The 24,522-nt window shown below is 69.4% G+C and carries 26 protein-coding genes and 1 rRNA gene; 12 read left to right on the forward strand and 15 right to left on the reverse strand.

What is annotated here, in order from left to right; genetic code table 11:
- Positions 1 to 321 precede the first annotated feature (321 nt).
- Positions 322 to 702, forward strand: a complete 381-nt coding sequence (locus EJK15_RS51745) for a thioesterase family protein (RefSeq protein WP_240777751.1) — start codon at positions 322 to 324, stop codon at positions 700 to 702.
- Here EJK15_RS51745 and EJK15_RS51750 read toward each other — a convergent pair.
- The 7 genes from EJK15_RS51750 to EJK15_RS51780 all read right to left on the reverse strand — a co-directional run bounded on the left by EJK15_RS51750 (position 692) and on the right by EJK15_RS51780 (position 7,140).
- A complete protein-coding gene (locus EJK15_RS51750; RefSeq protein WP_138717840.1) occupies positions 692 to 904 on the reverse strand; it encodes a biotin/lipoyl-binding carrier protein in 213 nt (70 codons plus the stop codon). The two genes, EJK15_RS51745 and EJK15_RS51750, sit on opposite strands and share 11 nt — an antisense overlap.
- Positions 905 to 941: 37 nt before the next feature.
- Positions 942 to 2,306 carry an acetyl-CoA carboxylase biotin carboxylase subunit gene (locus tag EJK15_RS51755; protein ID WP_240777752.1) on the reverse strand — a complete coding sequence of 455 codons (1,365 nt, stop codon included), beginning with the start codon at positions 2,304 to 2,306 and terminating at the stop codon, positions 942 to 944.
- Between the two features lie 144 nt (positions 2,307 to 2,450).
- The gene (locus EJK15_RS51760) at positions 2,451 to 3,743 is read right to left on the reverse strand and encodes an HD-GYP domain-containing protein (RefSeq protein ID WP_138717841.1); all 1,293 of its coding nucleotides are present in this window, start codon (positions 3,741 to 3,743) and stop codon (positions 2,451 to 2,453) included.
- Positions 3,740 to 5,095: an HD-GYP domain-containing protein gene (locus EJK15_RS51765; protein ID WP_138717842.1), complete on the reverse strand. Its 1,356-nt coding sequence runs from the start codon at positions 5,093 to 5,095 to the stop codon at positions 3,740 to 3,742. Before EJK15_RS51765 ends, EJK15_RS51760 begins: the two co-directional genes overlap by 4 nt.
- A 224-nt stretch (positions 5,096 to 5,319) precedes the next feature.
- Positions 5,320 to 6,261 carry an NAD-dependent epimerase/dehydratase family protein gene (locus tag EJK15_RS51770; RefSeq protein ID WP_138717843.1) on the reverse strand — a complete coding sequence of 314 codons (942 nt, stop codon included), beginning with the start codon at positions 6,259 to 6,261 and terminating at the stop codon, positions 5,320 to 5,322.
- Between the two features lie 10 nt (positions 6,262 to 6,271).
- Entirely contained in the window at positions 6,272 to 6,538 is a 267-nt protein-coding gene (rsrA, locus tag EJK15_RS51775) for a mycothiol system anti-sigma-R factor (protein WP_138717844.1), read from the reverse strand.
- A complete protein-coding gene (locus tag EJK15_RS51780) occupies positions 6,535 to 7,140 on the reverse strand; it encodes a sigma-70 family RNA polymerase sigma factor (protein ID WP_043624264.1) in 606 nt (201 codons plus the stop codon). The genes rsrA and EJK15_RS51780 overlap by 4 nt, the downstream gene beginning before the upstream one ends.
- A gap of 308 nt (positions 7,141 to 7,448) precedes the next feature.
- On the opposite strand from EJK15_RS51780, the gene EJK15_RS51785 reads away from it, so the two are divergent.
- Positions 7,449 to 8,189, forward strand: a complete 741-nt coding sequence (locus tag EJK15_RS51785) for a class I SAM-dependent methyltransferase (protein WP_138717845.1) — start codon at positions 7,449 to 7,451, stop codon at positions 8,187 to 8,189.
- 132 nt (positions 8,190 to 8,321) lie between these two features.
- Here the strand turns inward: EJK15_RS51785 and EJK15_RS51790 are convergent, their stop codons facing one another.
- Together EJK15_RS51790 and EJK15_RS51795 are read right to left on the reverse strand one after the other, a co-directional pair.
- Positions 8,322 to 8,654 (reverse strand): TraR/DksA family transcriptional regulator, encoded by a 333-nt coding sequence (locus EJK15_RS51790; RefSeq protein WP_138717846.1) that lies wholly within the window; start codon positions 8,652 to 8,654, stop codon positions 8,322 to 8,324.
- Positions 8,655 to 8,809: 155 nt separating this feature from the next.
- Positions 8,810 to 9,556, reverse strand: a complete 747-nt coding sequence (locus EJK15_RS51795) for an SOS response-associated peptidase (protein WP_138717847.1) — start codon at positions 9,554 to 9,556, stop codon at positions 8,810 to 8,812.
- A gap of 119 nt (positions 9,557 to 9,675) precedes the next feature.
- Between EJK15_RS51795 and aroA the strand changes: the two genes are divergently transcribed.
- The 3 genes from aroA to hisN all read left to right on the forward strand — a co-directional run bounded on the left by aroA (position 9,676) and on the right by hisN (position 13,387).
- The gene (gene aroA / locus EJK15_RS51800) at positions 9,676 to 10,968 is read left to right on the forward strand and encodes a 3-phosphoshikimate 1-carboxyvinyltransferase (protein ID WP_138717848.1); all 1,293 of its coding nucleotides are present in this window, start codon (positions 9,676 to 9,678) and stop codon (positions 10,966 to 10,968) included.
- Positions 10,969 to 11,253: 285 nt separating this feature from the next.
- Positions 11,254 to 12,303, forward strand: a complete 1,050-nt coding sequence (rsgA, locus tag EJK15_RS51805) for a ribosome small subunit-dependent GTPase A (protein WP_138717849.1) — start codon at positions 11,254 to 11,256, stop codon at positions 12,301 to 12,303.
- A 253-nt stretch (positions 12,304 to 12,556) separates the two neighbouring features.
- The gene (hisN, locus tag EJK15_RS51810; RefSeq protein ID WP_171075031.1) at positions 12,557 to 13,387 is read left to right on the forward strand and encodes a histidinol-phosphatase; all 831 of its coding nucleotides are present in this window, start codon (positions 12,557 to 12,559) and stop codon (positions 13,385 to 13,387) included.
- Positions 13,388 to 13,423: 36 nt separating this feature from the next.
- Here hisN and EJK15_RS51815 read toward each other — a convergent pair whose 3' ends face one another.
- Positions 13,424 to 15,178, reverse strand: a complete 1,755-nt coding sequence (locus EJK15_RS51815) for a right-handed parallel beta-helix repeat-containing protein (protein ID WP_138717851.1) — start codon at positions 15,176 to 15,178, stop codon at positions 13,424 to 13,426.
- A 63-nt stretch (positions 15,179 to 15,241) separates the two neighbouring features.
- Here EJK15_RS51815 and EJK15_RS51820 point away from each other — a divergent pair, with 63 nt between their 5' ends.
- A complete protein-coding gene (locus EJK15_RS51820) occupies positions 15,242 to 16,102 on the forward strand; it encodes a TetR/AcrR family transcriptional regulator (RefSeq protein WP_138717852.1) in 861 nt (286 codons plus the stop codon).
- Here the strand turns inward: EJK15_RS51820 and EJK15_RS51825 are convergent.
- Both EJK15_RS51825 and EJK15_RS51830 read right to left on the reverse strand, forming a co-directional pair.
- Positions 16,099 to 16,884: a fructosamine kinase family protein gene (locus EJK15_RS51825; protein ID WP_138717853.1), complete on the reverse strand. Its 786-nt coding sequence runs from the start codon at positions 16,882 to 16,884 to the stop codon at positions 16,099 to 16,101. The genes EJK15_RS51820 and EJK15_RS51825 overlap by 4 nt on opposite strands.
- Entirely contained in the window at positions 16,871 to 17,344 is a 474-nt protein-coding gene (locus EJK15_RS51830; protein ID WP_138717854.1) for a low molecular weight protein-tyrosine-phosphatase, read from the reverse strand. The genes EJK15_RS51825 and EJK15_RS51830 overlap by 14 nt, the downstream gene beginning before the upstream one ends.
- A 146-nt stretch (positions 17,345 to 17,490) precedes the next feature.
- Here EJK15_RS51830 and EJK15_RS51835 point away from each other — a divergent pair, with 146 nt between their 5' ends.
- The 5 genes from EJK15_RS51835 to EJK15_RS51855 are packed head-to-tail and all read left to right on the forward strand — an operon-like array spanning position 17,491 to position 21,899.
- A complete protein-coding gene (locus EJK15_RS51835) occupies positions 17,491 to 18,489 on the forward strand; it encodes a PstS family phosphate ABC transporter substrate-binding protein (RefSeq protein WP_138717855.1) in 999 nt (332 codons plus the stop codon).
- Complete coding sequence (gene pstC, locus EJK15_RS51840; RefSeq protein WP_138717856.1) at positions 18,489 to 19,427, forward strand: phosphate ABC transporter permease subunit PstC; 939 nt, start codon at positions 18,489 to 18,491, stop codon at positions 19,425 to 19,427. The genes EJK15_RS51835 and pstC overlap by 1 nt, the downstream gene beginning before the upstream one ends.
- Positions 19,427 to 20,317, forward strand: coding sequence for a phosphate ABC transporter permease PstA (gene pstA, locus EJK15_RS51845; RefSeq protein WP_138717857.1), 891 nt, complete (start codon positions 19,427 to 19,429; stop codon positions 20,315 to 20,317). Before pstC ends, pstA begins: the two co-directional genes overlap by 1 nt.
- 29 nt (positions 20,318 to 20,346) lie before the next feature.
- Positions 20,347 to 21,174: a phosphate ABC transporter ATP-binding protein PstB gene (gene pstB / locus EJK15_RS51850; RefSeq protein ID WP_240777753.1), complete on the forward strand. Its 828-nt coding sequence runs from the start codon at positions 20,347 to 20,349 to the stop codon at positions 21,172 to 21,174.
- The gene (locus EJK15_RS51855) at positions 21,174 to 21,899 is read left to right on the forward strand and encodes a response regulator transcription factor (protein WP_138717859.1); all 726 of its coding nucleotides are present in this window, start codon (positions 21,174 to 21,176) and stop codon (positions 21,897 to 21,899) included. Before pstB ends, EJK15_RS51855 begins: the two co-directional genes overlap by 1 nt.
- On the opposite strand, the gene EJK15_RS51860 is transcribed toward EJK15_RS51855, so the two are convergent.
- Both EJK15_RS51860 and EJK15_RS51865 read right to left on the reverse strand, forming a co-directional pair.
- Entirely contained in the window at positions 21,868 to 22,794 is a 927-nt protein-coding gene (locus EJK15_RS51860; protein WP_240777754.1) for a serine hydrolase, read from the reverse strand. The two genes, EJK15_RS51855 and EJK15_RS51860, sit on opposite strands and share 32 nt — an antisense overlap.
- Before the next feature lie 33 nt (positions 22,795 to 22,827).
- The gene (locus EJK15_RS51865) at positions 22,828 to 23,715 is read right to left on the reverse strand and encodes a phenylalanine 4-monooxygenase (protein ID WP_138717860.1); all 888 of its coding nucleotides are present in this window, start codon (positions 23,713 to 23,715) and stop codon (positions 22,828 to 22,830) included.
- A gap of 127 nt (positions 23,716 to 23,842) precedes the next feature.
- Here EJK15_RS51865 and EJK15_RS51870 point away from each other — a divergent pair, with 127 nt between their 5' ends.
- Positions 23,843 to 24,307, forward strand: a complete 465-nt coding sequence (locus EJK15_RS51870; protein ID WP_138717861.1) for an Lrp/AsnC family transcriptional regulator — start codon at positions 23,843 to 23,845, stop codon at positions 24,305 to 24,307.
- A 92-nt stretch (positions 24,308 to 24,399) separates the two neighbouring features.
- Here EJK15_RS51870 and rrf read toward each other — a convergent pair.
- A 5S ribosomal RNA gene (gene rrf, locus EJK15_RS51875) occupies positions 24,400 to 24,516 on the reverse strand.
- Positions 24,517 to 24,522 lie beyond the last annotated feature (6 nt).

Here is a 24,522-nt window from a genome sequence, read left to right on the forward strand (position 1 = left end):
CCCCCCTACCTCTGTAACCTCTCCCACCCCGCGGATCTCCAACAAAGCGAAGTTTTGTCGCGAAGAGGTAACACAGTGGTCACGGAACTCAGAGAGTGTACGACTCACCTGACCCACATGCCACTCAAATGCCTCAAGCCGTACAAACCCTATCCTGCGGCCTTATGACGGTACTTGTCCGCGTTTCCGGGAAGTCGGCGGGGCCCATTAGCAGGCGCAGAGACTCCGCCACCTGCGGTGCGCCGCCGAACGCGCCCACCTAGGCGCAGACACCGCTGCCTGCGGTGTGCCGCCGAACGCGGCCCACCATAGGCTGATCCCATGACGCTCGCTCCGGGTCTCCGCTCCCAGTTGGTCATCATGGTCGAGATGGAGGACACCGCCAAGAGGATGGGCAGCGGAGATGTGCCCGTGCTGGCCACGCCCCGGCTGCTCGCGCTGGCCGAGGCGGCGACCGTACGCGCCGTCGAGCAGCACCTCGCGCCCGAGGAGACGTCCGTCGGCACCCGGGTCGAGCTCGAGCACCTGGCCGCCAGCCCACTGGGCACGCACGTCCAGATCGGCGTCGAGCTCACCGAGGTCGACGGCCGGCGGCTCGTCTTCGCCTTCGAAGCCCACGACAAGCACACCGTCGTGGGCCGGGGCACGATCGAGCGCGTGGTGGTCGACCGCGCCAAGTTCCTGACCCGCGCTACTCGATGACGGCGATCAGGTCGCCTTCCTGGATCACGTCGCCCTCGGCCACCTTGAGCTGTGCCACCACGCCGTCTTCCTCGGCCAGCACCGGAATCTCCATCTTCATGGACTCCAGGATGACCAGCGTGTCGCTGTCGGAGACCCTGTCGCCCTCTTTGACGACGACCTTCCACACGTTCGCCACCATCTCAGCGCGTACCTCAGCCACCGGGGCTCCCCTCTTCACTGATCTCAATGTATGGGATCTAGGCGCGCATGCGCGCAACCAGGCCCGTGTCATAGTCGCCGGTGACGAACTCGGCGTTCTCCAGCAGTTCCGCGCAGAACGGCAGGTTGTTCTTCGGGCCCTCGACGATGAATGCCTCGACCGCCTTGCGGCCCTTCTCCAGCGCGTCGGTCCGATTGTCCCCGTGGACGCAGAGCTTGGCCATCAGGGGGTCGTAGAACGGGGTGACCATGTTGCCCGCCTCGTAGCCCGAGTCCACGCGCACGCCATCGCCTGACGGCTCGTCCCATGCGGTGATCTTGCCAGGCCCGGGGAAGAACCGCTTGGGATCCTCGGCATAGACCCGGAACTCGATCGCGTGCCCGGTGGACTCGGTCCGCACTTCGGGGCTCTCCCCGGCGGCGACGCGCAGCTGCAGCTCGACCAGGTCGAGCCCGGTGACCAGTTCGGTGACCGGGTGCTCCACCTGGAGCCGGGTGTTCATCTCCAGGAACACGAATTCCTGCTTGTCGGCGTCGACCAGGCACTCGACGGTGCCCGCGCCGACGTAGCCGACCGCCTCGCCGGCCCGCACGGCGGCAGCCAGCATGCGCTCGCGCAGCTCGGCGCTGATGCCGGGGGACGGGGACTCCTCGACGACCTTCTGGTGGCGGCGCTGCACCGAGCAGTCGCGCTCGCCCAGCGCCACGACCCGGCCGTCGGGCAGGCCGAGAATCTGCACCTCGACGTGGCGGGCCCGCGCGATGTAGCGCTCGAGCAGCACGGCTGGACCGTCCAGCGCGTCGGAGCTCGCGCCCGAGAACCTCGCCGCCGCCCGCGCCGCCTGCTCGTACGCCTTGGCCAGGCCTTCGTCGTCGCGGGCCACGCTCATGCCGATGCCACCGCCGCCGCCGGCGGTCTTGACCATGACCGGGTAGCCGATGGTCTCGGCGGCCCGCAGCGCCAGCGACAGGTCGGTGACCGGCTCGCGGGTGCCCGCGGCGACCGGCACGCCGGCGGCCTCCATCAGGTTCCTGGCGTTGATCTTGTCGCCCATGCGGTCGATGGCCTCCGGCGCGGGGCCGATCCACACCATCCCGGCGTCGATCACGGCCCTGGCGAACGCGGCGTTCTCGGCGAGGAAGCCGTAGCCCGGGTGGATGGCCCGCGCGCCCGTCGCGCGGGCCGCCTCCAGCACCTTCCCGGCGTCCAGGTAGCTCTGCGCGGGGTTGGCCGGGCCGATCAGCACGGCTTCGTCGGCCTCGCGCACGAACGGCAGGTCGGCGTCGGCCTCCGAATGCACGGCGATGGCGCGCAAGCCCATCCGCTTGACCGTGCGGATGATCCGCCGCGCGATCTCCCCTCGGTTGGCGATCAGAACGGGTCCGAGCGTCTCAGTAAGCACGCCGCCCAGCCTATGGCCGCCACTGGCTTGCCCCCTTTCCCCCCAAACCACCGATCCAGCGAGCCCGATCTGTAGAAACCCCACAATTGTGAGGGGCAGGAAACGTAAAAGGCGGGCGTCGGACTGCGCAGGCGCCACAACAGCTCAGAGCCGACCCCGGTCGATCACTCGGGCGAGCGCCTCCAGCGCGTGCAGATCGTACGCGCCGCCGGGGGTGACGCGGATGCGCTCCAGCGCCGCGCCCGCGCGGTCGCGGTCGGTCGAGGGCCCCACCAGGTCGTCGTAGGCGTTGGCGACCTTGATGATGCGGCTCGACAGCGGCGGGTCGTCGGCGATCGGGTCGCACTGGCGCCTGACCACCTCGGCCACCCGGTCGAGCACGCCCGTCTGCCTGATCACCTCGGCGCCCAGCTCGGCGATGCGGCGGGCCTGCTCGGGCTCGGTGAGCACGGTGGCGCCGCCGGGGATCGGGTCGCGCAGCGAGAGCTGGCCGATGTCGTGCATCAGCGCGGCGTACTCCAGCTCCAGCAGCTCGGGCTCGGCCATGCCCAGCTCCCTGCCGATCGCCACGGCCAGGCGGCTCACCCGGCGCGAGTGGCCCGGCTCGACGTAGCCGCCGACCTCGGTGACCCGGGACAGCGCGCGTACGGTCTGCAGGTAGGTGGCGCGGATCCCGGCGTATTTGCGGAAGGCGACCTGCGTGACCAGCAGCGGCGCCGCGAACACCAGCAGCGCGACGAGATCCATGCTGTGCGTGGCCAGCGCGAGCAGCACCCCGGACGAGCCCACGGCGGCGCCGAGCGGGAAGGCCATGTTGATCTCGTCGCGCACGGCCACCTGGAAAGCGGTGCGCACCTGCTCGGCCCTGAGCCAGGCGGCGATCAGCACGTCGATCAGCAGGCTGACGGCGATGAGCGTGACCATCACGGCGAGCGCCGGCCACCAGGTGCTGGTGGGCGGCTTGGTCAGCGCGTAGAGCGGATCGGCCAGCGGCCGGAAGGCGAAGGCCAGCAGCGCGCCGGTGAGCAGGCGGCGTGCCATCGCGTCCAGACGCGGCGGGCGGCCCACCGCCAGGTGCGGGAGCGCTCCCGCGAGCATGCCGACCGCGATCACGGCCACGACCTGCAGGGCGGAGTGGCGCAGCGGGTTCTGGCTGAGATCGAGCAGCAGCGTGTAGCCGAGCGCGGCGGCGGCGCCGATGGGCGCGACCTCCCTGTTGCCCGGCATGGTGAGCCTGGCCAGCTCGCCGACCGCGATCAGCGCGCCGAAGCCGACGGCGATCTCCGCGCGGTCGAGCCCGACGGCCGCCGTGTGGGCCACGCCCACCACCGCGACCAGGCCCGCCGCGCAGATGAGGAGGAGCTGCCCTGAGTCGAGCCGGTGCAGGACCGTGTTCAGCGATCGTTCGGTACGCCTGGCCCGCTCTGTGGTGATCATTGTCCGGTCACGACCTGTATGGGCATGGTGGGGTCGTCGTGGTCCTTGATGGGCGCCTCGGCGGCGTCGGGCGGCGGCGGGTCGACGGGGCGCGGCGGCTGCCACGGCTCCCGCTCCAGGGCACGGATGAAGGCCGTGACCATGACCGGGTCGAAATGCGTGCCCGCGGTCTTGCGCAGCTCGTCGATGGCCTCGGGCACGGGCCTGGCGCCGCGGTAGGAGCGGTCGGAGGTCATCGAGTCGAACGCGTCGGCCACCGCGATGACCTTGGCGAACTCAGGGATCTCGTCGCCGGCCAGCCCCATCGGGTAGCCGGTGCCGTCGTGACGCTCGTGGTGGTGCATGATCCCGGCGTACGCCTCGTCGAGGAAGCCGATGCCGCGCACGATCTCCAGCCCGCGCATCGGGTGGAGCTGGATCGCGGCGAACTCCTCCTCGGTGAGCGGCCCCTCCTTCTGCAGCACCTTGGTGGGCACGCCGAGCTTGCCCACGTCGTGCAGCATGCCCGCGTAGCGGATCGCCCGCACGCGCTCCAGCCCCATGCCGATCTCCTGGGCGATCATGGACGAGGCGAGCGAGACGCGCGTGCAGTGGCCCCTGGTGTAGTAGTCCTTGGTCTCCACGGCCTGGCAGAGCGCGGCGATGGTGGCGTCGTACGAGCGCTGCTGCGCGTGGTACTGCCCGAACGCCCACCGCGCCACGAACAGCGGCAGCAGCACCAGCACCGCCGAGATCGACTGCACGGTCGCCCACAGCCCTGCCACGAGCAGCCCGAACGTGCCGTAGCCCAGATAGGACAGCAGGAACTGGGCCAGGCCGCGCATCGGCACCTCGGTGGCCCGCACCCTGGTGGCCAGCCCGATCATGGTGAGCGTGAGCACGATGTTGAGCGGCACGAAGACCGCGGTGGCCGCCGCGTAGGGGCCGATGAGATCGTCGAACGCGTTGACCTTGGGCAGGCCGACCTGCCCGTCGAACGCCTTGTAGACCTGCCCGGCCACGTAGCCGCAGATGGCGAACTGCGCGCCGTTGAACAGCCGCTTGATCAGCGGCAGCCCGGGCCGCACGCTCAGCACGGCGGTGAGCCCCACCAGCGCCGCGCCGTCCGGGCCGATCAGCACCACGGCGGCCAGCGAGGCGGAGAAGCTGACCGACACCGCGAACTGCTCCACGTTGAGCAGCGTCGGCATCGACTCGCACACCAGGAAGAGCAGGGCGAGCACCAGCAGGACGTCGAGATCGGCCGGGGCCACCGGGGCGCCGGAGATGATCACGCTGCGTACGACGAGAGCGGCCGCCGCCCCGATCACGGCGACCAGATAGACCCTCGCGGGCCATGGCAGGTCACGCATTGCGGCCCCCTACGGTGTTTTCAGATCCAGGACACCCCGGGCGGCACCACTCCGCCGATCAGAACGAGCACCGGAGTGATCAGCGCGATGGCCGTGAGCAGCCGGGCGACCGTAACCTTCAACATCCACATGCCTCCACGTCTGGCTTCCGGGGTTCACGCTACAGAAGACGACGTGGCCGCATGGGCTGAGTGGGAAATCGCAAGCAAAGCGTAATCAAGCAACTACTTGCGGCGACGTTTTGTGGCCCATTCGACGGTATTCTTGATCCCGGTCCCGAGATCGGTGCGCGGCTGCCAGCCGAGCTCCTCGTGGGCCGGCACCGGATCGACCGCCATCGCCGGCAGATCGCCCAGGCGCGGCGGGGCGAACCCCGGCTTGTCGGCGGCGCCGGCCGCGTCGGCGATCAGCGCGTGCAGGCGCCGGTCGGTGGTCTGGATGCCGGTGCCCAGGTTGAACCGGCGACCGTTGCCCTCCTGGCCGCACGCCCGGACGAAGCCGTCGACCACGTCATCGACGTAGACATAGTCGCGGGTCTGGGTGCCGTCGCCGTAGACGACCGTGGGCGTGCCGCTGAGCAGGGCGTCGGTGAAGATCGCCACAACCCCGGCCTCGCCCTCGGGCGACTGGCGCGGGCCGTAGACGTTGGAGAGCACCAGCGTGGTGTATTCGATGCCGTAGAGCGCGCGGAACGTGGCGAGGTAGATCTCGCCGCTCACCTTCGAGGCGGCGTACGGCGAGCGCGGGTCGTTGGGCGCGTCGCCGGGCACGGGGATCGTGGTCGGCCGCCCGTAGACGGCCACGGAGGAGGCGAACACCACCTTGCGCACACGCCCCTCGTGTGCCGCGGTCAGCACGCGGGCGGTGCCCTCGACGTTGACGGCGGCGTCGTGCACGGGGTCGGCGACGCTCTTGCGCACGCTGATCTGCGCGGCCAGATGGCAGATGACCTCGGGCTGCAGCTCGGACGCGAGATCGACCAGGGCGGGATCGCGTACGTCGAGCTCGTGCAGCCTGAACCGGTCGGCGGCGGCGGCCCCGGCCAGGTTGTCCCTGCACCCGGACGACAGGTCGTCCACGACGACGACCTCGTGACCGTCCACGAGCAGGCGATCGACGAGATTCGACCCGATGAACCCGGCACCCCCGGTGACCAACACGCGCATGGGGTGAATCCTAGTCGGCCAGCTCAGCCCTCACCCGCGCGATACGCGCCAGCACCTTGGACCGAAGATCGGCCGGGACCGGGTCGCAGCCGCAGTGCTTGGCCACGAGCGCCTTGACCGCCTTGTCAAGATCGTATTCCTTCAGGCACGGGCTGCATTCGTCGAGATGGACCCGGATGTCGACGACGTCGCCCTCCGTCAGCTCGCCGTCGAGATAGGCATAGACCTTGTCGAGCACCTCGCGACAGTCGGTCTCGTGCGGCTTGCCACAGCTCATTTCGATCCCTCCGCCGGGACCAGGCCACGCTCGCGAGCATAGTCCTCAAGGAGGCCCCGCAGCTGCCTGCGTCCCCTGTGCAGCCTCGACATCACAGTGCCGATCGGAGTCCCCATGATGTCGGCGATCTCTTTATAGGGGAAACCTTCGACGTCGGCCAGATAGACCGCGATCCTGAACTCCTCCGGCAGCGCGGCCAGTGCCTGCTTGATGTCGCCGTCGGGCAGGTGCTCCAGCGCCTCGACCTCGGCCGACTTCAGGCCGCTCGAGGTGTGGGACTCGGCCCGGGCGAGCTGCCAATCCTCGATCTCCTCGGTGCCGGACTGCTTCGGCTCGCGCTGCTTCTTGCGGTAGCTGTTGATGAACGTGTTCGTCAGGATCCGGTAGAGCCACGCCTTGAGGTTGGTGCCCTGCTGGAACTGATGGAACGATGCGAACGCCTTGGCGAAGGTCTCCTGCAGGAGGTCCTCCGCGTCCGCGGGATTCCGGGTCATCCGGAGCGCGGCGGAGTAGAGCTGCTCGAGATACGGCATGACGTCGCGTTCGAATCGCTCGCTTCGCTGCTCCAGCGTCTCCGCGCCTGTCGCGGGCACTGGACCCACCCCCCTAAGATCACCGGTGGCCGGCTGTGACCGGACACCGTACTCAGGGGAGGATACCCGTTGTGCCGAAGCCGTTCGGGCATCGGGGAGGGGGTCGAGCAATGGAGCGAAGGAGCTCGGCGGGAGAGAGCGTGGGACGGGCCAACGACTGCCGAAGCGGTCGCGACCATAAACAACAGCGAGCATGCTCGTCGCAACACCCCCGCGCCCGTGTCTGTTCCCGCAAGATAGAAGGTACGAAGGACCCGGTGCGGGGAACGTCATACGTACCGGCTGGTAGCCCTTTTTCCGGAACCCAGGAGTCGCGTGTGCTGCCCATTCCGGCCGAGGAACTGAACGGCTCAGGGACGCTCGGGCCGTACTGGACGTTCTACCGCGCCGTCGCCGCCGAACAACTGAACCGTTGGCTTCCCGTCGAACCCTCCGTGATCCTCGATCTCTCCGGCGGCCGCGGGCGCTGGTCCGGCCAGGCGGCCAGGGCCGGCCACCGGGTGGTCGAGGTGCTCGACTTCCGCCGCACGGCCGACGGTCAGTCCCGGTTGCGGGACGCCGACCGCGTGCGCCATATACGCGCCGACGATCTGTCGTTCCTGCCCGACGAGAGCGTGGACGCGGTGCTCGCCGAGGAACGCGTGATGTCGATCGAGCTCATGGCCGAGTCGGCGATGAACGACGTGGCCAGGGTGCTGAAGCCCGGCGGGCGGGCGCTGGTGTGCGTCGACTCGCTGGTGCTGGGCATGGCGATCCTGGCCGAGCAGGAGCAGTGGCAGCACCTGCGGCAGACCGGCGAGGTCATGCTCGTGCCCTGGCCGGACGGCAGCATCACACGCTGCTTCAGCAGCGGGCAGCTACGCGAGCTGCTGGTGGGCGCCGGCCTCGAGGTGGAGTGGATGCGGCCGCGCACGGTGCTGTCGCCGTCCACGGTGGACCACGTGCTCGGCTCCGACGCGCGGGCCCTGACCTGGCTCGTGCGCACGGAGCTGGAGGCCCACCCGGACGACGACGACACGGTCGGCATCCACCTGGTGGCCAGCGTCCGCAAGAGCTGACCCGCTTGTGGCCGGCGCCCGCAAGAGCTGACCCCGCCTGTGGCCGGCGCCCGCGAGAGCCGGCCCGCCGGTCAAGGGCTGACCCGCCGTTCTTCGTGTCCGGCGGCGCGCTCTTGACGGCGTGGGTGCTCTTTAGCGGCGGCGCTCCAGCTTGCCCTGGCAATGCACGCAGCGCGCCGCCTCCGGCCGGGCCTCCAGCCGGCCTTCGGGCACCGGCTGGCCGCAGTCGACGCACCTGCCGTACACGCCTTCCTCCAGGCGTTTCAGCGCCTCGATCACCGCGCGCCGCTGTGCGGTGGCCACGGTCAGCATGGCCTGGGCGCGGTCGGCGTCGGTCAGGTCCGAGCCTGCGTCGGCCGCTGAGTACTCGCGTACCGCGACAGGATCGCCCTGCAGGACCCCGATCGATCGGTCCAGCTCGGCGAGCATGTCTTCCAGCCGCTCACGAGCGGTCGTGACGTCCACGAATCCGCACCTCCGGGTAGAAGAGGGCAGCCCGCGGCGAGAACTCCCCGGATGTCCCGCCCGGTGCAATTAGGGGGCAATTCTGGCGGTGACACCGAGTAAACGGATGCATCGCTTTCCTCACCGGATGCCCAGTTACCGCGCTTCTTACACCTTTAGAAAAGAGCGGTTTCCCCCTCTTCAGGGAGCGGTTTGATGAGGTCCGGGCCATTGTTTCTGACGTTGTTGACGTCCGTCGAGACCGGGTACGCCATCAGCCGCCCCTGCTGGGCCGGAATCAGCAGCCGCGAGGCCTGCTCCGTGTCGGTGACCTTGGGATCGAGCCACTCCGCCCAGCGCTCCCGCTCGATCATCATGGGCATCCTGTCGTGGATGTGACCCAGGTGGTCCTCGGCGTCGGTGGTGATGACGGTACAGGTGACCAGCCATTTGAGCGGGTCGTCGTCGTCCCGCGACGGGTCTTTCCAGAATTCGTACAGGCCCGCCATGGCCAGCAACCCGCCGTCTTCCGGATGGATGAAGTACGGCTGTTTCTTCTTCTTTTCGCCTTCGATCGGCATCCATTCGAAGTAGCCGTCGGCCGGGAGCAGGCACCTGCGCCTGGCGAACGCCTGCCGATACGACGGCTTGTCGGCCACCGTCTCGATCCTGGCGTTGATCAGCCGCGACCCGATCGACGGATCCTTGGCCCAGGCGGGCACCAGGCCCCACTTCACGATCCTCAGCTGCCGAACCGCCCGCTCGGCCTCCTTGGGCACGCGGCTCAGCACGGCGTAGACGTTCTTGGTGGGCGCGACGTTGTAGTCGGCGCCGAGCTCCTTTTCGGGATCGGCGTCCTGCTCGACCTGGAACTCCTCGAGCAGCTCGTGCTTCTTGCGCGCCGAAGCGTATCTACCGCACATGACCCCACATTGCCACGTACGGCTTTCGCTCGCATGTTTGCTTCCCGGTTCGGACAGCGCCACGGAGTCGTTATCCACAGGCTGTGACCCCATCCACCAAGCCCCAGTAGTCTTTGACCATGTCCGCTTCGCACTGGCCCGCACCAACCGCGACCGCTGCCGTCACCGCCACCGTCCCGCTGCCCGGCTCCAAGTCGGTGACCAACCGCGCGCTGGTCCTCGCCGCGCTCGCCGAGGGCCCGGGCGTCGTGCGTCAGGCGCTGCGCAGCCGCGACGCGGACCTCATGGTGGCGGCGCTGCGAGCGCTGGGCGCCACGCTGGTGGCCGCCGACGAGACCACCGCGAGCGTGGACTGGCAGGTGACGCCCGGCCCGATCCGCGGCGACGCCGCCATCGACGCCGGCCTGGCGGGCACGGTCATGCGTTTCGTCCCGCCGATGGCCGCCCTGGCCGACGGCCCCGTCTCCTTCGACGGCGACCCGCACGCCCGCAAGCGCCCGATGGGCCCCATCCTCGACGCCCTGCGCGCGCTGGGGGCGCGGGTCGACAACGACGCCCTGCCGTTCACGATCAGCGGCCCGCTGACGGGCGGCGAGGTCACGCTGGACGCGTCGGGTTCGTCGCAGTTCGTCTCGGGCCTGCTGCTGACGGCGGCGCGGTTCGAGAAGGGCGTCACGATCCGCCACATGGGCCCGCCGGTGCCCTCGCAGCCCCACATCGAGATGACCGTGCAGATGCTCAGGGCGGCCGGCGTCACGGTCGACGACAGCGAGCGCGACGTGTGGCGGGTCGAGCCCGGGCCGATCGCCCCCAGGGACATGACGGTGGAGCCCGACCTGTCCAACGCGGCCCCGTTCCTGGCCGCGGCGCTCGCCACGGGCGGCACGGTCACCATTCCCGCCTGGCCGCTGCAGACCACGCAGCCGGGCGACGCCCTGCGCGGCCTGCTGACGGCCATGGGTGCCACGGTCACCCGAGCGGAGGCCCCCGGCGCGGACGTCACCGATCTGGTGGTCACCGGGACGGGCGAGGTCTCCGGCATCGACGCCGACCTCCACGAGGTGGGCGAGCTGACCCCGACGATCGCCGCCCTGGCCGCGCTCGCTTCGACACCGAGCCGCATCCGGGGCGTGAGCCACCTGCGCGGCCACGAGACCGACCGCCTCGCCGCGCTCGCGACCGAGATCAACCGCCTCGGCGGCGACGTGGAGGAGACCGGGGACGGCTTGATCATCCGCCCCCGCCCCCTGCACGGCGGCACCTTCCACAGCTACGACGACCACCGCATGGCCACGGCCGGAGCCGTGATCGGCCTCAAGGTGCCCGGCGTGGAGGTGGAGAACATCTCGACGACCGCCAAGACCCTTCCAGAGTTCGTCCAGATGTGGACCGCGATGCTGGGAGCACGATGACCGGGACGCGACGCCTGAAACGCGGGCCGGTCCCCGGATGACCGGCTGGTTTCACGATCAATGCCCCGGGCACGCGAACACCACCAAATCACGCCCATACCGATCCCCCACACCGCCCCCGGCGGTCCGTCTCGCCGCGGATGTCATCCGGCGAGCGGCCAGGCCGGGTGCGCAGGGACGGAACGGACGCCCGGGAGGCGACGGCAACGGCCTCGAGCCGAGCCGCCTGCCGGGAAGCACTGACGAGCAACAACGGAAGGGTAGCGAGCGCATGGGAGCAGACCGCTGAGAAAGCGGGAGTACGACGAGGACGACGTACGGGTCAGGCCAGGCAAGGGCTCCCGGCCGCGGACCCGCATCCGTCCTGCGCACGAGGACGCCGTCGAGGGCTTCGTGATCGCCGTCGACCGCGGCCGTTACACGACGCTGGTCGAGCCCGACCGGCCGAAGGGCTCGGCCCAGAAACGCAAGCAGCAGCCACAACGCCGGCTCGTGGTCGCCATGAAGGCCCGCGAGCTGGGCCGCAAGGGCATCGTCGTGGGCGACCGGGTCGCCCTGGTCGGCGACGTGTCCGGCCTTCCGGACACCCTGGCCAGGGTCGTCCGGGTGGAGCCGCGCACCTCGATGCTGCGCCGCTCGGCCGACGACACCGAGGACACCGACGGCATCGAACGCCCGGTCGTGGCCAACGCCGACCAGCTCGTCATCGTGACCGCCCTGGCCGACCCGCCGCCCCGCCCTCGCATGATCGACAGGATCCTGGTGGCGGCGTTCGACGCGGAGATCGACGCCCTGCTCTGCCTCACCAAGTCCGACCTCGCGCCGCCGGATGAATTGGTGGCCGCGTACGAGCCGCTGGGCGTGGCGCACGTCGTCGTCCACAAGGGCGGCTCACTGGACGAGCTCCGCGATCGGCTGACCGGCCGCATCAGCGTTCTGGTCGGACACTCGGGCGTCGGCAAGTCCACCCTGGTCAATGCCCTGGTCCCAGACGCCAACCGCGCCGTCGCCCAGGTCAACGCGGTAACCGGCCGCGGCCGCCACACCTCGACCTCGGCCGTGGCCCTGGAGCTGCCCGAGGGCGGCTGGATCATCGACACGCCCGGGGTCCGCAGCTTCGGCCTGGCCCATGTGTCGGTGGAAACGGTCCTGGCCGCGTTCCCGGACCTGGTGGAGGGCACGGTCAACTGCCCCAAGGGCTGCACGCACCTGGGCGACGGCTGCGCCTTGGACGCCTTGGTCACCGCGGGCAACGCCGACCCCACCCGCCTGAGGTCCCTCCGCCGCCTCCTCTCCAGCCGCGAAGGCACCCTCGACGAACCCAACCCGGCGTGAGCCTCCCCCTTGGCCGGCTGTCGCCATCTTGGCGAGCGGCGGCGTGACCAGGGCGCCCGCGTGCGGCCCCGCCACGTGATCGGCGATCGGGCAGCCGGCAAAACGGCCTGCCCGCCGGAGTCGAAAGCGATGCCCAAAGCCCGGCAAAAGGGACGGTCTAGAGCAGCAAAGCACCGACATCTAGCGACATGATGGACATGCTACTAACCGGTAACTGGACGGCGAGTTACCAGAAAAGGGGCGTCTGTGACTGATGTTCGGTATACCCGACACGGTAGCGTGGGCGACCGTGCAGGGTTATAACGATGATCTACGCCTCGCGCATGTCATGGCGGACGCCGCCGATGACCTGACCATGCGGCGGTTCAAGGCGGTCGACCTGAAGGTCGACACCAAGCCCGATCTCACGCCGGTCAGCGACGCCGACCGAGCCGTGGAGGAGGCGATCCGCGGCACGCTGCGGCGGGCCAGGCCACGAGATGCGGTCGTGGGCGAGGAGTTCGGCAGGACCGGGTGGGGTGCCCGGTCCTGGATCATCGACCCCATCGACGGCACCAAGAACTACGTGCGCGGCGTACCCGTGTGGGCGACGCTGATCGCGCTCATGGAGTATGGCCAGGTCAAGGTCGGCCTGGTGTCGGCCCCCGCGATCGGCCGGCGATGGTGGGCGGCGGCCGAGGGCGGCGCGTGGACCGGCAAGAGCCTGACCAAGGCGTCCAGGATGACCGTGTCCTCGGTGTCCAATCTGGAGGACGCGTCGTTCTCGTACTCGAGCTTCGGCGGGTGGGAGAAGACCGGCAGGCTCGACAACTTCCTCGACCTCGGCCGCGCCTGCTGGCGGACCAGGGCGTACGGCGATTTCTGGTCGCACATGATGGTCGCCGAGGGCTCGGTGGACCTGTCCGCCGAGCCCGAGTTGTCGCCGTGGGACATGGCGGCGCTCACGGTGATCGTCGAGGAGGCCGGCGGCGTCTGGACGGACGTCGCCGGGGTGAAGGGCCTGGAGGGCGGCAGCCTGGTCTGCAGCAACGGCATCCTGCACGACGAGATCATCCACCGCCTCAACGGCACCACCATCCGCTGAGGAGCACCGCCCGCGATCACTGGAGGCCGCCGCGCCTCAACCTCGCGCCGGCGTACGCGACCCAGGCCGCGGACGCAGGAGACCGGCCCGAGACCGGATGCCGGCGGTGGCGGCGTTCAACTCCTGTTCATCCTTGAACGTCACATTCCCTTCGTACGTCACCCCGCCAGGCGGGCTGTCGTGCCCCACCGGATCGGCGTCCCAGAAGTTCCCCCGGTAGACGACGTTCTCCAGCGGCGGCGCCACCTCCAGCACGGCGGTGCTGTCCGCCCGCAGCACGACGTTCCCCTCCACCGTCACCCATGAGGCCCCGTAGTCGGTGTAGAGCCCGAAGTTGTACGGCGTGCGCGTGTCCTCGATGACGTTCCCCTGCACCAGCGCCCCGTTGTCACGCGAGGACCCCTGTGCCCCGGACAGATAGATCCCACCTCCGTCGGCCAGCACCCGCATGGTGTCCACGGTGAGGTTGCGCAGGATGCGCGCCCCCTCCCCTGACCCCACGACGATGCCGCAGTGAGGCACGTCCGCGATCTCGTTCTGCGCGACGACACACCCCAGCGCGCCCGACACCGCGATCCCCGGCGATCCGCGGTATTCGAGCCCGACGTCATGCACCCAGTTGTCCTCGATCGTCACGTCGCGGCCGCCCGACACCGCGATGCCGCCGCCCGAGAGGGTGTCGAAGTCGCAGCCGCGCACCGCGACCTCGACCCCGCCGGAGACGCCCAGTCCGGACGCCCCGAGCCGGGTGAACCGGCAGCCCTCGATCTCCACCCCGGCCACGTCCTCGAACGTCACGCACGCCGGGATCGACGCCGACGCCGCCGGGTACGTCACCGACGCCCCCTCGCCCACGAAGGCCGTCTCGACGCCGCCACCCTCGTAGTAGCCGCTGCCGTGATAGTGCAGGAAGCCCTCGGGACGGCTGGGCCGCAGCCAGGTCGCGTCGGCGAACACCAGCCCACGGAACGACACGTTCCGCGTGCCCACGGCACTCAGCAGCGTCTCCAGGACCGGCGCGACGACCCGCGTACCCTCGGGGTCCTCGCCGGGACGAGGCAGGTAGAGCAGGACGTGCCGCCCGGGACGCGAGCGGTCGAGCACGAACGTGCCCGGCTCGCTCAGGAAGGCGGCGTCGTTCTCGATCCGGGTGGGCAGTCCGAGCCCGCTCGACGTCTGGCCCTCCCAGGTGGAGTTGTAGAGCTCGGCGGCCCAGCCGAACGCGGGCTGCGCCATGGTGATCACGGTCGAGGCGCCGTCGGCCGTGACGCCGGACACCCCGCACCGGGCCTCGGTCCACGGGTAAATCCCCCGGTAGACGAACTCGACGTCGCCCGGGCTCCGCCACGCGCGCGGGTCCGCGCTGTCCGTGACGTAACCCGTGACGGTCGCGCTCGCGGTCCCGGGCAGGCCCGGGATGCCGGCGCGGGAGGCCCTGCGGCCGTCCACGTAGAGCTGGCGGGTGTCGAGGTCGCCGACGTCGGCGACCCACACGCCGTCCCGCACCTGCCAGCCCGTGATGGGGCGGCCGCCGCTCACCACGGCCTCCTCCTGCTCGGCGGTGCCGTAGCCGTATGCCTGGTAGACGATCCGGTGGCCGTCGCCCCCGGAGTCGGCCTCGGTGAGCTCGAACGGCCGGGCCAGGGCGTGGGTGCCCGCCCTGAGATGTACGACGACGTCCCCGGCCGCCTCGCGGGCCGCGGTCCGGGCGCGTTCGAGCGTGGCGAAGGGCTGCTCGGCGGAGCCTGACCAGGTGTCGTCACCGGAAGGCGCGACATGGAAATGGAACATCAGAACCCCCTTTGCTGTTTATGGTGTACACGTAGTAGTACACCATAAACGAGGAGGGTGGCAATGACGAGAGGCAGAGCCGGGGACCCCGACCACGGGCTCGAGTTGCTGTGGCGCGCGCAGGAGCGCGCGCCGCGGCCCGGCCTGAGCCTGGGCCGGATCGTGCGGGCCGCCATCGAGCTGGCCGACGCCGAGGGCCTGGCGGGCCTGTCGATGCGCAAGGTCGCCGACCGGCTCGGCTTCACGACCATGTCCCTCTACCGCCACGTGCCCGGCCGCGACCAGCTCGTGGACCTGATGGTGGACGAGGTCCTGAGCGAGCACCCCGACGTGGCCGGCGACCTGCCGGACTCCGAGGGATGGCGGGCTCGGCTGGAGGCCGTCGCCAGGCAGGCGTGGCGGATCCGCAAGAGCCATCCCTGGCTCGCCGAGGTACGCGGCACCCGCCACCTCCCCGGCCCCAACGGCGTGGCCCACTACGACTACATGCTGAGCACCCTCACCGGCACTCCCCTCACCCCCGCCGAGGTGATCGCCGCCGTCGGCCTGGTGGGCCGCTTCGTCGACGCCGAGGCCCTGGTCCTGGTCGAGACCCAGCGCGAGGAGCGGCGCAGCGGCGTGCCCGAGGAGGAGTGGTGGGGCGCCCGCGACGCGCTCTACGACCGCCTCGACCGCTACCCCACGATCTCCTACCTGTGGACGGCGGGCGGCTGGGACGCCCCGGAGGACTCCTTCGAGTTCGGCCTGCGCCGCCTCCTGGACGGCATCGAAACGCTCATCAACCGGCGTGACGAAAATCGTGATGAAAATCAGGCCTGCGAGGAGTGCGGCAGACCGCTGGAGCCCGCGACATCCGGCCGTCCCCGCGTCTACTGTTCGCGCGCCTGCCAGCAGCGCGCCTACCGCAAGCGCAAATCAAGCTAGAGCGCCAGCACCCGCCGTACCGCGTCCATCAGGCTGTCCCGGTAGGAGCCCCCGAACAGCACCACGTGCACGAGCAGCGGATGCAACTGGTGCAGCGGCACCCGCTCCCGCCACCCGTCCGCAAGCGGCCACTCCTCCCCGTAGGCCCCCAGCACCCGATCCAGGTACGGCAGCCCGAACAGCGCCAGCATGGCCAGATCCGTCTCCCGATGCCCCCCGTGGGCCGCCGGATCGATCAGCACCGCCGACCCGCCCGACCACAGCACGTTCCCGCTCCACAGATCCCCGTGGATCCGCGATGGCGGCTCGGGCGGCCCCCCGACCTCCACGAACCGCTCCACAGCCCGCTCGACGGCGGCTACGTCCGAGGAGGGCAGCCGCGCCTGCAGCAGGAAGGGCAGCACCCGCCGCGCCCCGTAGAAGGACGGCCAGTCGTCGCACGCGGAGTTGTCCATCGGCAGCTCGGCGATGAACCCCGGCCACGGCGCCCCGAAACCCGCCGCCCCCGCGCGATGCAGCCGGGCCAGCTCCCGCCCGAACCGCTCGGCCGCCGCCGCGCTCGGCCGTTCCTCCTCCACCCACGCCAGGACGAGCCGGTCCGGCCCGGCCTCGATCACCTCGGGCACCGCGATGGCCTCGCCGAGCCAGCGCAGCCCGGCCGCCTCTGAGGTGAACACTTCGGAAACGGCCCCGCTCTTCGCGAACACCTGCCGCCCGTCGTCGAGCACGCCCCGCTGCCGCCGCCAGCCGTGCGACGAGCCCAGATCCTCAGCCCACTTCATCGGCGATGTGCTTGGCCACGCCCTCGGCGGCCGACTCGACCAGCGCGAGCACCTCCTCGAACCCCTCCCGGCCCCCGTAGTAAGGGTCCGGCACCTCGGCGTCCGGCGGCGCCGCGGGGTCGAACGAGCGGAACAACCGCACCTCCACTCCGGAGGGCGCCAGCCGCCGCAAAGTGACGAGGTTGTCCCGGTCCATGGCCAGCACCAGGTCGTAACGGTCGAACCAATCCCGGGTAAACCGCCTGGCCCGATGCGCGGAGCCGTCGTAGCCGTGGTCGGAAAGGATCCTCAGCGCCCGCTCGTCCATGGGGTCTCCTTCGTGCCAGCCGCCGGTCCCGGCGCTCTCGACGGTGACGCGGCCGGCCAGCCCCCGATCGGCCAGGGCCTGCCGGAGCACCACCTCGGCCATCGGCGAGCGGCAGATGTTACCCATGCACACCAGACATACGCGATAAGTCATCTCTCCAGGATGGCTCTTACAACCTATTCATACGACCCGGAACACCTCTTTGGGCCTCGGTCACTGCTCGTTCTACTCCCGTTCACTTTTGCCCGGTGTTATCGGAGGCGACGAGAACGGATCTCACTAGGGACGAGGAAAATACCGTGACCCGTGGACAGCGCCGCCTGAGTGCGGTGGCGACGGCCGCCATCGTTGTGGGCCTTTCCGCCGCATGTGGCGGCACCAACACCACTCCGCCGGCCGGCGAGGGCACCACCTCCGCCAGCCAGGGCGCCGGCGCCGAGCTGGCCGGTCAGGTCAAGGTTGACGGCTCCAGCACGGTTGCCCCGCTGACCAGCGCCGCTTCGGAGTTCTTCAGCGAGGAGCAGCCGAAGGTCAACGTGACGGTCGGCACCTCCGGAACCGGTGGCGGTTTCGAGAAGTTCTGCAACGGCGAGACCGACATCTCCGATGCCTCCCGTCCGATCAAGGACGAGGAGAAGGCGGCGTGCGAGAGCAAGGGCATCAAGTACACCGAGCTCACCGTCGCGACCGACGCGCTGACCGTTGTGGTGAACAAGGAGAACACCTGGGCCACCTGCCTCACCACCGACCAGCTCAAGAAGATGTGGGAGCCGGCGGCAGAGGGCAAGATCACGAGCTGGAAGCAGATCGACCCCAAGTTCCCCGACGAGCCGCTGAAGCTGTTCGGCGCGGGCACCGACTCGGGCACCTTCGACTACTTCACCGATGAGATCAACGGCGAGGAGGGCGCGAGCCGCAAGGACTACAGCCCCAGCGAGGACGACAACGTCACCGTGCAGGGCGTGAGCGGCTCCAAGGGCGGCCTCGGCTACTTCGGCTACACCTACTTCGAGGAGAACGCCGCCAAGCTCAAGGCGGTGGAGGTCGACTCCGGCAAGGGCTGCGTCGCGCCGAGCAAGGAGACCGCGCAGGACGGCACGTACACGCCGCTGGCCCGGCCGCTGTTCATCTACCCGTCGGCCGCCGCCGCCAAGCGGCCGGAGGTCGTGGCCTTCCTCGACTACTACGTGGCCAACATCAGCAAGATCGTGACGGACGCGAAGTACATCCCGCTCAACACAGAGCAGGAGACCAAGCTCAAGTCGGACCTTGACGCCCTGAAGACCCAGGCGGGCTGATGACGGCCCGCGACTCCGCGACCGTGCCGGGGACTCCCCAGTCCCTGGCGCGGTCGCGCCCGCGTTACGGCGAGGGGATCATCAAGGTGATCCTCATGGTGGCCGCCCTGGTCTCCATCGCCACCACGATCGGCATCGTGGTCTCCCTCCTGGAGCCCACGATCAAGTTCTTCGGGGAAGTCAGCGTGGTGGAGTTCTTCACCTCCACCAACTGGGGACCGCTGTTCGAGCCCCCGACCTATGGCGTGCTGCCGCTGGTCAGCGCGACCTTGATCACGACCGGCATCGCGATCGTGGTGGCCGTGCCGCTCGGCCTGGCCGCCGCGATCTACCTGTCGGAGTACGCCAGGCCGCGCGTCAGGAAGATCTTCAAGCCGGTGCTCGAGGTGCTGGCGGGAATCCCGACCGTGGTCTTCGGGTTCTTCGCGCTGAGCTTCGTCACGCCGCTGCTGCAGAGCGTCCTGCCCTTCGAGATCGAGATCTTCAACGCGCTGAGCGCGGGCCTCGTGGTCGGCTTCATGATCATTCCGATCGTGGCGTCGCTGTCCGAGGACGCGATGTCGGCGGTGCCGAACGGCCTGCGCGAGGGCTCGTACGCCCTGGGCGCCTCCAAGATGATCACCTCGCTCCGCGTGGTGCTGCCCGCGGCCTTCTCCGGCATCATCGCGGCCGTCATCCTGGCGATCTCGCGCGGCGCGGGTGAAACGATGATCGTCTACATCGCCGGGGGCGGCCAGCCCAACTTCACTTTCGACCTGGGCAAGGCGATGCAGACCATGGCGGCGTTCATCGCCGCGGCCGGCTCGGGAGACGTACCGGTCGGCACCGTCGACTACAACACCATCTTCGCGGTCGGCGCCCTGCTGTTCGTGATGACGTTCGCTATGAACTACGTCAGCGCCCGCCTGGTGCGGAAGTATCGTGAGGTGTACGAGTAATGGCCGTTCTCTCGACGCCGCGCTCCGCCGTGCAGCTGGCGGGCAAGGGAAAGCCGGTCACGGAGCACCTGTTCCGGATCCTCCTGATCTCGAGCCTGGCGATGGCGCTCATCTTCCTGGTCGCCCTCCTCGCCTTCGTCTTCGTAGAGGGCGCGCCGAGGCTCGACTCCCGCCTCTGGGAGAACATGCCGTCGATCCGCAACCCGGACATCGCCGGCGCCCAGTCCGCCATCACGGGCACCCTCTGGGTCATCTCGCTGACCGCGGTCTTCACCATCCCGACAGGCATCGCCGCGGCGATCTACCTGGAGGAGTACGCGGACAAGACCCGCTGGTGGAACCGGGTGATCGAGCTCAACATCCAGAACCTGGCCGCCATCCCGTCGATCGTCTACGGCATCCTGGGCCTGGGAATCATCGCCCGTACGCTGGGCCTCGGCTTCAGCGTGATCACCGCGTCGCTCACCCTCGGGCTGCTGGTCCTCCCCATCGTGATCATCGCCTCGCGCGAGGCGATCCGCGCGGTGCCGCCGTCCATCCGCGAGGGTTCACTCGCGCTGGGCGCCACGCAGTGGCAGACGATCTCCCGCCAGGTGCTGCCCGCGTCGATCCCCGGCATCGCGACCGGCTCGATCCTGGCACTCTCCCGGGCCATCGGTGAGGCCGCTCCGCTGATCATGCTGGGCGCCGTGTCCTTCATCCGCTTCAACCCGGACGGCATCTTCGCCAGCTACACCGTCCTCCCGATCCAGATCTTCAACTGGATCTCCCAATCGCGCGAGGGATTCCACGTCCTGGCCTCGGCCGCGATCGTGATCCTGCTGCTGATCCTGCTGCTGATGAACTCGGCGGCGATCTGGCTCCGCAACCGCTACGAGAAGCGCTGGTGAGGGAAGAAATGACTGAGATAGGAACCCCCATGGCGAACGTCACCGTCCGCGGTCCGGAGGCCCCCCGCAACCTCGAGTCCCTGGACCCGGTCTTCACGGTCTCGGACCTCAGCGTCTTCTACGGCGACTACGAGGCCGTGCGCGAGGTCGACCTGACCATCGGCAACCGCGAGATCACCGCTATGATCGGCCCCTCCGGCTGCGGCAAGAGCACCGTGCTGCGCTGCTTCAACCGGATGAACGACCTCATCCCCGGCGCCCGCCCGGCCGGCAAGATCCTCTACCACGGCGAAGACCTCTACGGCGACCACGTCGACCCCATCGAGGTACGCCGCCGCATCGGCATGGTCTTCCAGAAGCCCAACCCCTTCCCCAAGTCGATCTACGACAACATCGCCTACGGCCCCCGGGTCAACGGCACAAAGGGCAAGATGGACGACCTGGTCGAGCAGGCGCTCACCAAGGCGGCCCTGTGGGACGAGGTCAAGGACAAGCTCAAGCAGAACGCCCTGTCCCTGTCCGGCGGCCAGCAGCAGCGCCTGTGCATCGCGCGGGCCATCGCGGTCAAGCCTGAGGTCATCCTCATGGACGAGCCCTGCTCGGCCCTCGACCCGATCGCCACCACCAAGATCGAAGACCTGATGCAGGAGCTGGCGCGCGACTACACGATCGTGATCGTCACGCACAACATGCAGCAGGCCGCCCGCGTCTCCCACCGCACCGCGTTCTTCACCGCCGAGGTCGACGACAAGGGAGAGCGGCACGGCCGCCTCGTGGAATACGACGAGACCAGCCGTATCTTCACCAACCCGTCCGACAAGCGCACCGAGGACTACATCACGGGGCGCTTCGGCTGATGACCCAACAGCAGGCGGCATCCACGATGAACGGGGACGCGCGGACCAAGCCCGTACTGCTCATCGCCGACCCCGACAGTGCCGTGGTCGAGGCCCTCGCCACCGAGCTCGAACGCGAGGGCGTGGCCGTCACCGGCGCGGCCGACGGGGCTCAGGGGCTGCTGCAGGCGGGGGCCCTGCAGCCGGACGTGGTGCTCGTCTCGGCCACGCTCCCGGTCATCGACGCGGTCGAGTTCGTCCGCGCGGTACGCCTCGCCCGAGCCGTGCCCGTGCTGCTCGGCGTCGGAGAGGGGCACGCCGAGCAGGCCGTACGCGCGCTCGCGGCGGGCGCGGCCGCCTGTGTGGCCAGGCCCTACCGGGTGCCCGAGCTGCTGCCGTTCATCCAGGCGTCATCACCCGAGTCGCGCAAGGTGCTGAGCGTGGGCGCGGTCGAGCTGGACGTGCAGGCGTACCAGGTGCGCGTGGGCGGGCGGGCCGTGCACCTGCCGCTGCGGGAGTTCGAGCTGCTGCAGTATCTGATGCGCAACGCCGACCGCACGGTCACCCGCGAGCAGATCATGCGGCACGTGTGGCACGCCGCCGCCACCACGTCGACGAACACGATAGCGGTCCACGTCAAGCGGCTGCGGGCGCGGCTGGGCGACGAGGACGACCGGCTCATCCAGACCGTACGCGGCGTGGGCTACCGGCTGGTCACTCCGGGCATGTCCGAAAGGCCTGCATAATCCGCTTGATGACTCCTTCGACCGTCGCGATGCCGTACGCCACCTCGGGACTGCCCTCGGTGAGTACGGCAACGGCGTAGTCGTGGCCGTCGTCCCTGATCAGACCGACGCTGATCACGGCCCAGCGCTTGGTCGAGACGCGCTTGAGCCAGCCGTTCTTCAGCGCCACCCGGTCGCCCCGGCACGCGGCGGCGCTGACGCCCCAGTCCTGGCCGTCGACGACCTTGCCCATGAGCCCGAGCACCCGATCGCGCTCCTTGGCCCTCAGCGGGCTCTTGCCGGACACGAGAGCGCTCATGAGGCGGGTCTGGTCGTCCACCGACGTCCGGGTGATGCCCCAGCAATACAGGTCCACGCAGTCACCTGGGACGCCCTGGGTGTGCTTGAGCCCGAACCGCCTGCCGGCCTTGGTGAAGCCGGCCGCGCCGCCGATGCGGAGCCAGAGGCGGTCGGCGGCGTGGTTGTCGCTGTAGCGGATCATCAGCTCGGCGTCGCGCTTGACGGCCTCGGGCAGCTTCTTCCACGGGGTTTGCAGCAGCAGCGCCATGAGGATCTGGACCTTGGCGCTGCTCGCGGTGATCAGCCGCTCGCCCGGGCGATAGCGGTAGACCCGCCCGGTCGCCAGATCCTTGACCATGGCCGTGACCGACCGCGAACGGCCGGCCAAGTAGCGGTCGAGCCGCTTGGTGATCTCCTTGGCGGAAACCGGCGCCAGAGTCTCCTCAGCCGCGATCTTCTCGATCCTCGCCAGCACCCTCTGCCGGGCCTCCGGAACCGCGGCCACCGGCCACCCGCGATGCCTCGCAGGAGGCCGGCCGGGAACCGTGATCAGTGACAGGATCAGGGTGAGCGCGACCACGACGCGCACCGTCACCTGCCCCGGGCCCGCGATCACCCGGGCATTATCACGAAGAACGGCGACACATCGCTAGATGGCGGCGGCGATCAGTTTCGCGATCGAGTCGTCGTCACAGGTGTCCCAGAAGCCACCCACGACGTCCTCCAGGTGTTCCAGCGACTCGGCCTGGAACAACACATCCTGATATTTCGTGATGTCGTAGCGCGTCGTCCCCATGGCGGACAGATCCAGCGGCCGGATGTCCATCCCGCGGAACTCCTCGATCTCCCCGTACGACGACAGGATCCCCGCCCCGTACGCCCTGAGCTCGTCCCTTTCCCACATCACCCCGAACTCCAGGGTGAACCAGAAGACCTTCGACACGAACTCCAGCGCCCCCTCCCCTTCGACCCGCCGGGCGGCCTCCCCTGCCAGCCGGTAGAGCGTGGCGTACCGGGCGCTGGCCAGCGCGTTGGCGTGCCCGATCACCTCGTGGACGACATCGGGCTCCGGCGTGTAGAAGGGCACGGAATGGTGCCGGATGTACTGCGTCGAGTGGAAGAACCCGTCCGCGAGCACCCCGTAGAACTCCCGCAACGGCACCAGACCCGCCGCCGGCAGATACCGGAACCCGGTGAGCGGCTCCAACAGCCGCGAGACCTCCTCCAACTGGGGGATCCGCTCGCCCGGCAGCCCAAGCCGGGCCGCGCCGTCGAGATATTCGGCCGTGGCGTACTTGGCGTGCTTGACCGCCAGCTCCCGGCTGACCATCGCCCACACCTCGTGCTCCTGCTCGGTGTACTCGGCGACCGGAATGGGCGTCCCCGGACGGTAGTTGACGGCCAGCCCCGCGATCGCGTTCCGCCGCGTCCGGTAGACCGGATCCGCGAACCCCGGGTGGGACGCGGACAACTCGACCACCACCGACCCGTCCTCCTGGGCCGCCACCGGTGCGAAGTACTGCGCTTCCTCAAACATGCCCCAGATAACAGCAAGTTCCGCTTTTCCTGGCAAGAGCGCGCAGTTTCACTGCGCGATACGCTTACTTTCGTACGACCAAAGCCGGATTTGCTGGTCGAATCGCACAGTCTTCGGAGGGCCCGGGATGGACGAGCTGGACGCCAGGTTGCTCGTGACCATGCGCGCCAACCCGCGCATCGGCCTGACGGAGCTCGCCCGCCTCCTCGGCGTCGCCAGGGGCACGGTCCAGGCCCGGGTCGAGAAGCTGACCACCCGCGGGGTGATCGAGGACTTCGGGCCCACCGTGTCACCGGCGGCGGCCGGCCATCCGATACTGGCGTTCGTCTGGCTGCAGATCGCCCAGGGCCGGCTGGCGGAGGCGGTGGCGGCGCTGCGGGCCGTGCCGCAGATCCTGGAGGTGCACGGCACGAGCGGTCAGCACGACCTGCTGTGCCGGGTGGTCGCCCGAAGCACCGACCACCTGCAGGAGGTCATCGCCCACATCCTGGCCTCGCCGGCCGTCCAGCGCACGGACACCACGATCGCCCTCTCCACCCAGATCCCCTTCCGCATCGAGCCCCTCCTCGAGGCCTCCGCCGGGAGCAGATGACCCAGGAGATCCAGGACGACGAGCAGCATGACCCGTGAACGCAGAAAGGGCCCCGACCATGACGGTCGGGGCCCTTTCTGTACCAAAAATTTGTGCGGCGGTGACCTACTCTCCCACACCCTCCCGAGTGCAGTACCATCGGCGCTGAGAAGCTTAACTTCCGGGTTCGGAATGTAACCGGGTGTTTCCTTCCCGCCATAACCGCCGCAACCCTG

It is taken from the genome of Nonomuraea basaltis, assembly GCF_005893125.1.
GTDB lineage: Bacteria > Actinomycetota > Actinomycetes > Streptosporangiales > Streptosporangiaceae > Nonomuraea > Nonomuraea basaltis.

Excerpts from the sequence above, each read along its gene's own strand:
- EJK15_RS51820 (WP_138717852.1), top strand. The coding sequence starts at position 15,242 with ATGACGAGAGGCAGAGCCGGGGACCCCGACCACGGGCTCGAGTTGCTG.
- EJK15_RS51865 (WP_138717860.1), bottom strand. The coding sequence starts at position 23,715 with ATGTTTGAGGAAGCGCAGTACTTCGCACCGGTGGCGGCCCAGGAGGAC.
- EJK15_RS51795 (WP_138717847.1), bottom strand. The coding sequence starts at position 9,556 with ATGTGCGGTAGATACGCTTCGGCGCGCAAGAAGCACGAGCTGCTCGAG.
- EJK15_RS51760 (WP_138717841.1), bottom strand. The coding sequence starts at position 3,743 with ATGATCACCACAGAGCGGGCCAGGCGTACCGAACGATCGCTGAACACG.
- pstA (WP_138717857.1), top strand. The coding sequence starts at position 19,427 with ATGGCCGTTCTCTCGACGCCGCGCTCCGCCGTGCAGCTGGCGGGCAAG.
- EJK15_RS51815 (WP_138717851.1), bottom strand. The coding sequence starts at position 15,178 with ATGTTCCATTTCCATGTCGCGCCTTCCGGTGACGACACCTGGTCAGGC.
- EJK15_RS51870 (WP_138717861.1), top strand. The coding sequence starts at position 23,843 with ATGGACGAGCTGGACGCCAGGTTGCTCGTGACCATGCGCGCCAACCCG.
- EJK15_RS51745 (WP_240777751.1), top strand. The coding sequence starts at position 322 with ATGACGCTCGCTCCGGGTCTCCGCTCCCAGTTGGTCATCATGGTCGAG.
- pstB (WP_240777753.1), top strand. The coding sequence starts at position 20,347 with ATGGCGAACGTCACCGTCCGCGGTCCGGAGGCCCCCCGCAACCTCGAG.
- EJK15_RS51825 (WP_138717853.1), bottom strand. The coding sequence starts at position 16,884 with ATGAAGTGGGCTGAGGATCTGGGCTCGTCGCACGGCTGGCGGCGGCAG.
- hisN (WP_171075031.1), top strand. The coding sequence starts at position 12,557 with ATGTTCGGTATACCCGACACGGTAGCGTGGGCGACCGTGCAGGGTTAT.
- EJK15_RS51855 (WP_138717859.1), top strand. The coding sequence starts at position 21,174 with ATGACCCAACAGCAGGCGGCATCCACGATGAACGGGGACGCGCGGACC.
- aroA (WP_138717848.1), top strand. The coding sequence starts at position 9,676 with ATGTCCGCTTCGCACTGGCCCGCACCAACCGCGACCGCTGCCGTCACC.
- EJK15_RS51765 (WP_138717842.1), bottom strand. The coding sequence starts at position 5,095 with ATGCGTGACCTGCCATGGCCCGCGAGGGTCTATCTGGTCGCCGTGATC.
- EJK15_RS51830 (WP_138717854.1), bottom strand. The coding sequence starts at position 17,344 with ATGACTTATCGCGTATGTCTGGTGTGCATGGGTAACATCTGCCGCTCG.
- rsrA (WP_138717844.1), bottom strand. The coding sequence starts at position 6,538 with ATGAGCTGTGGCAAGCCGCACGAGACCGACTGTCGCGAGGTGCTCGAC.
- pstC (WP_138717856.1), top strand. The coding sequence starts at position 18,489 with ATGACGGCCCGCGACTCCGCGACCGTGCCGGGGACTCCCCAGTCCCTG.
- EJK15_RS51770 (WP_138717843.1), bottom strand. The coding sequence starts at position 6,261 with ATGCGCGTGTTGGTCACCGGGGGTGCCGGGTTCATCGGGTCGAATCTC.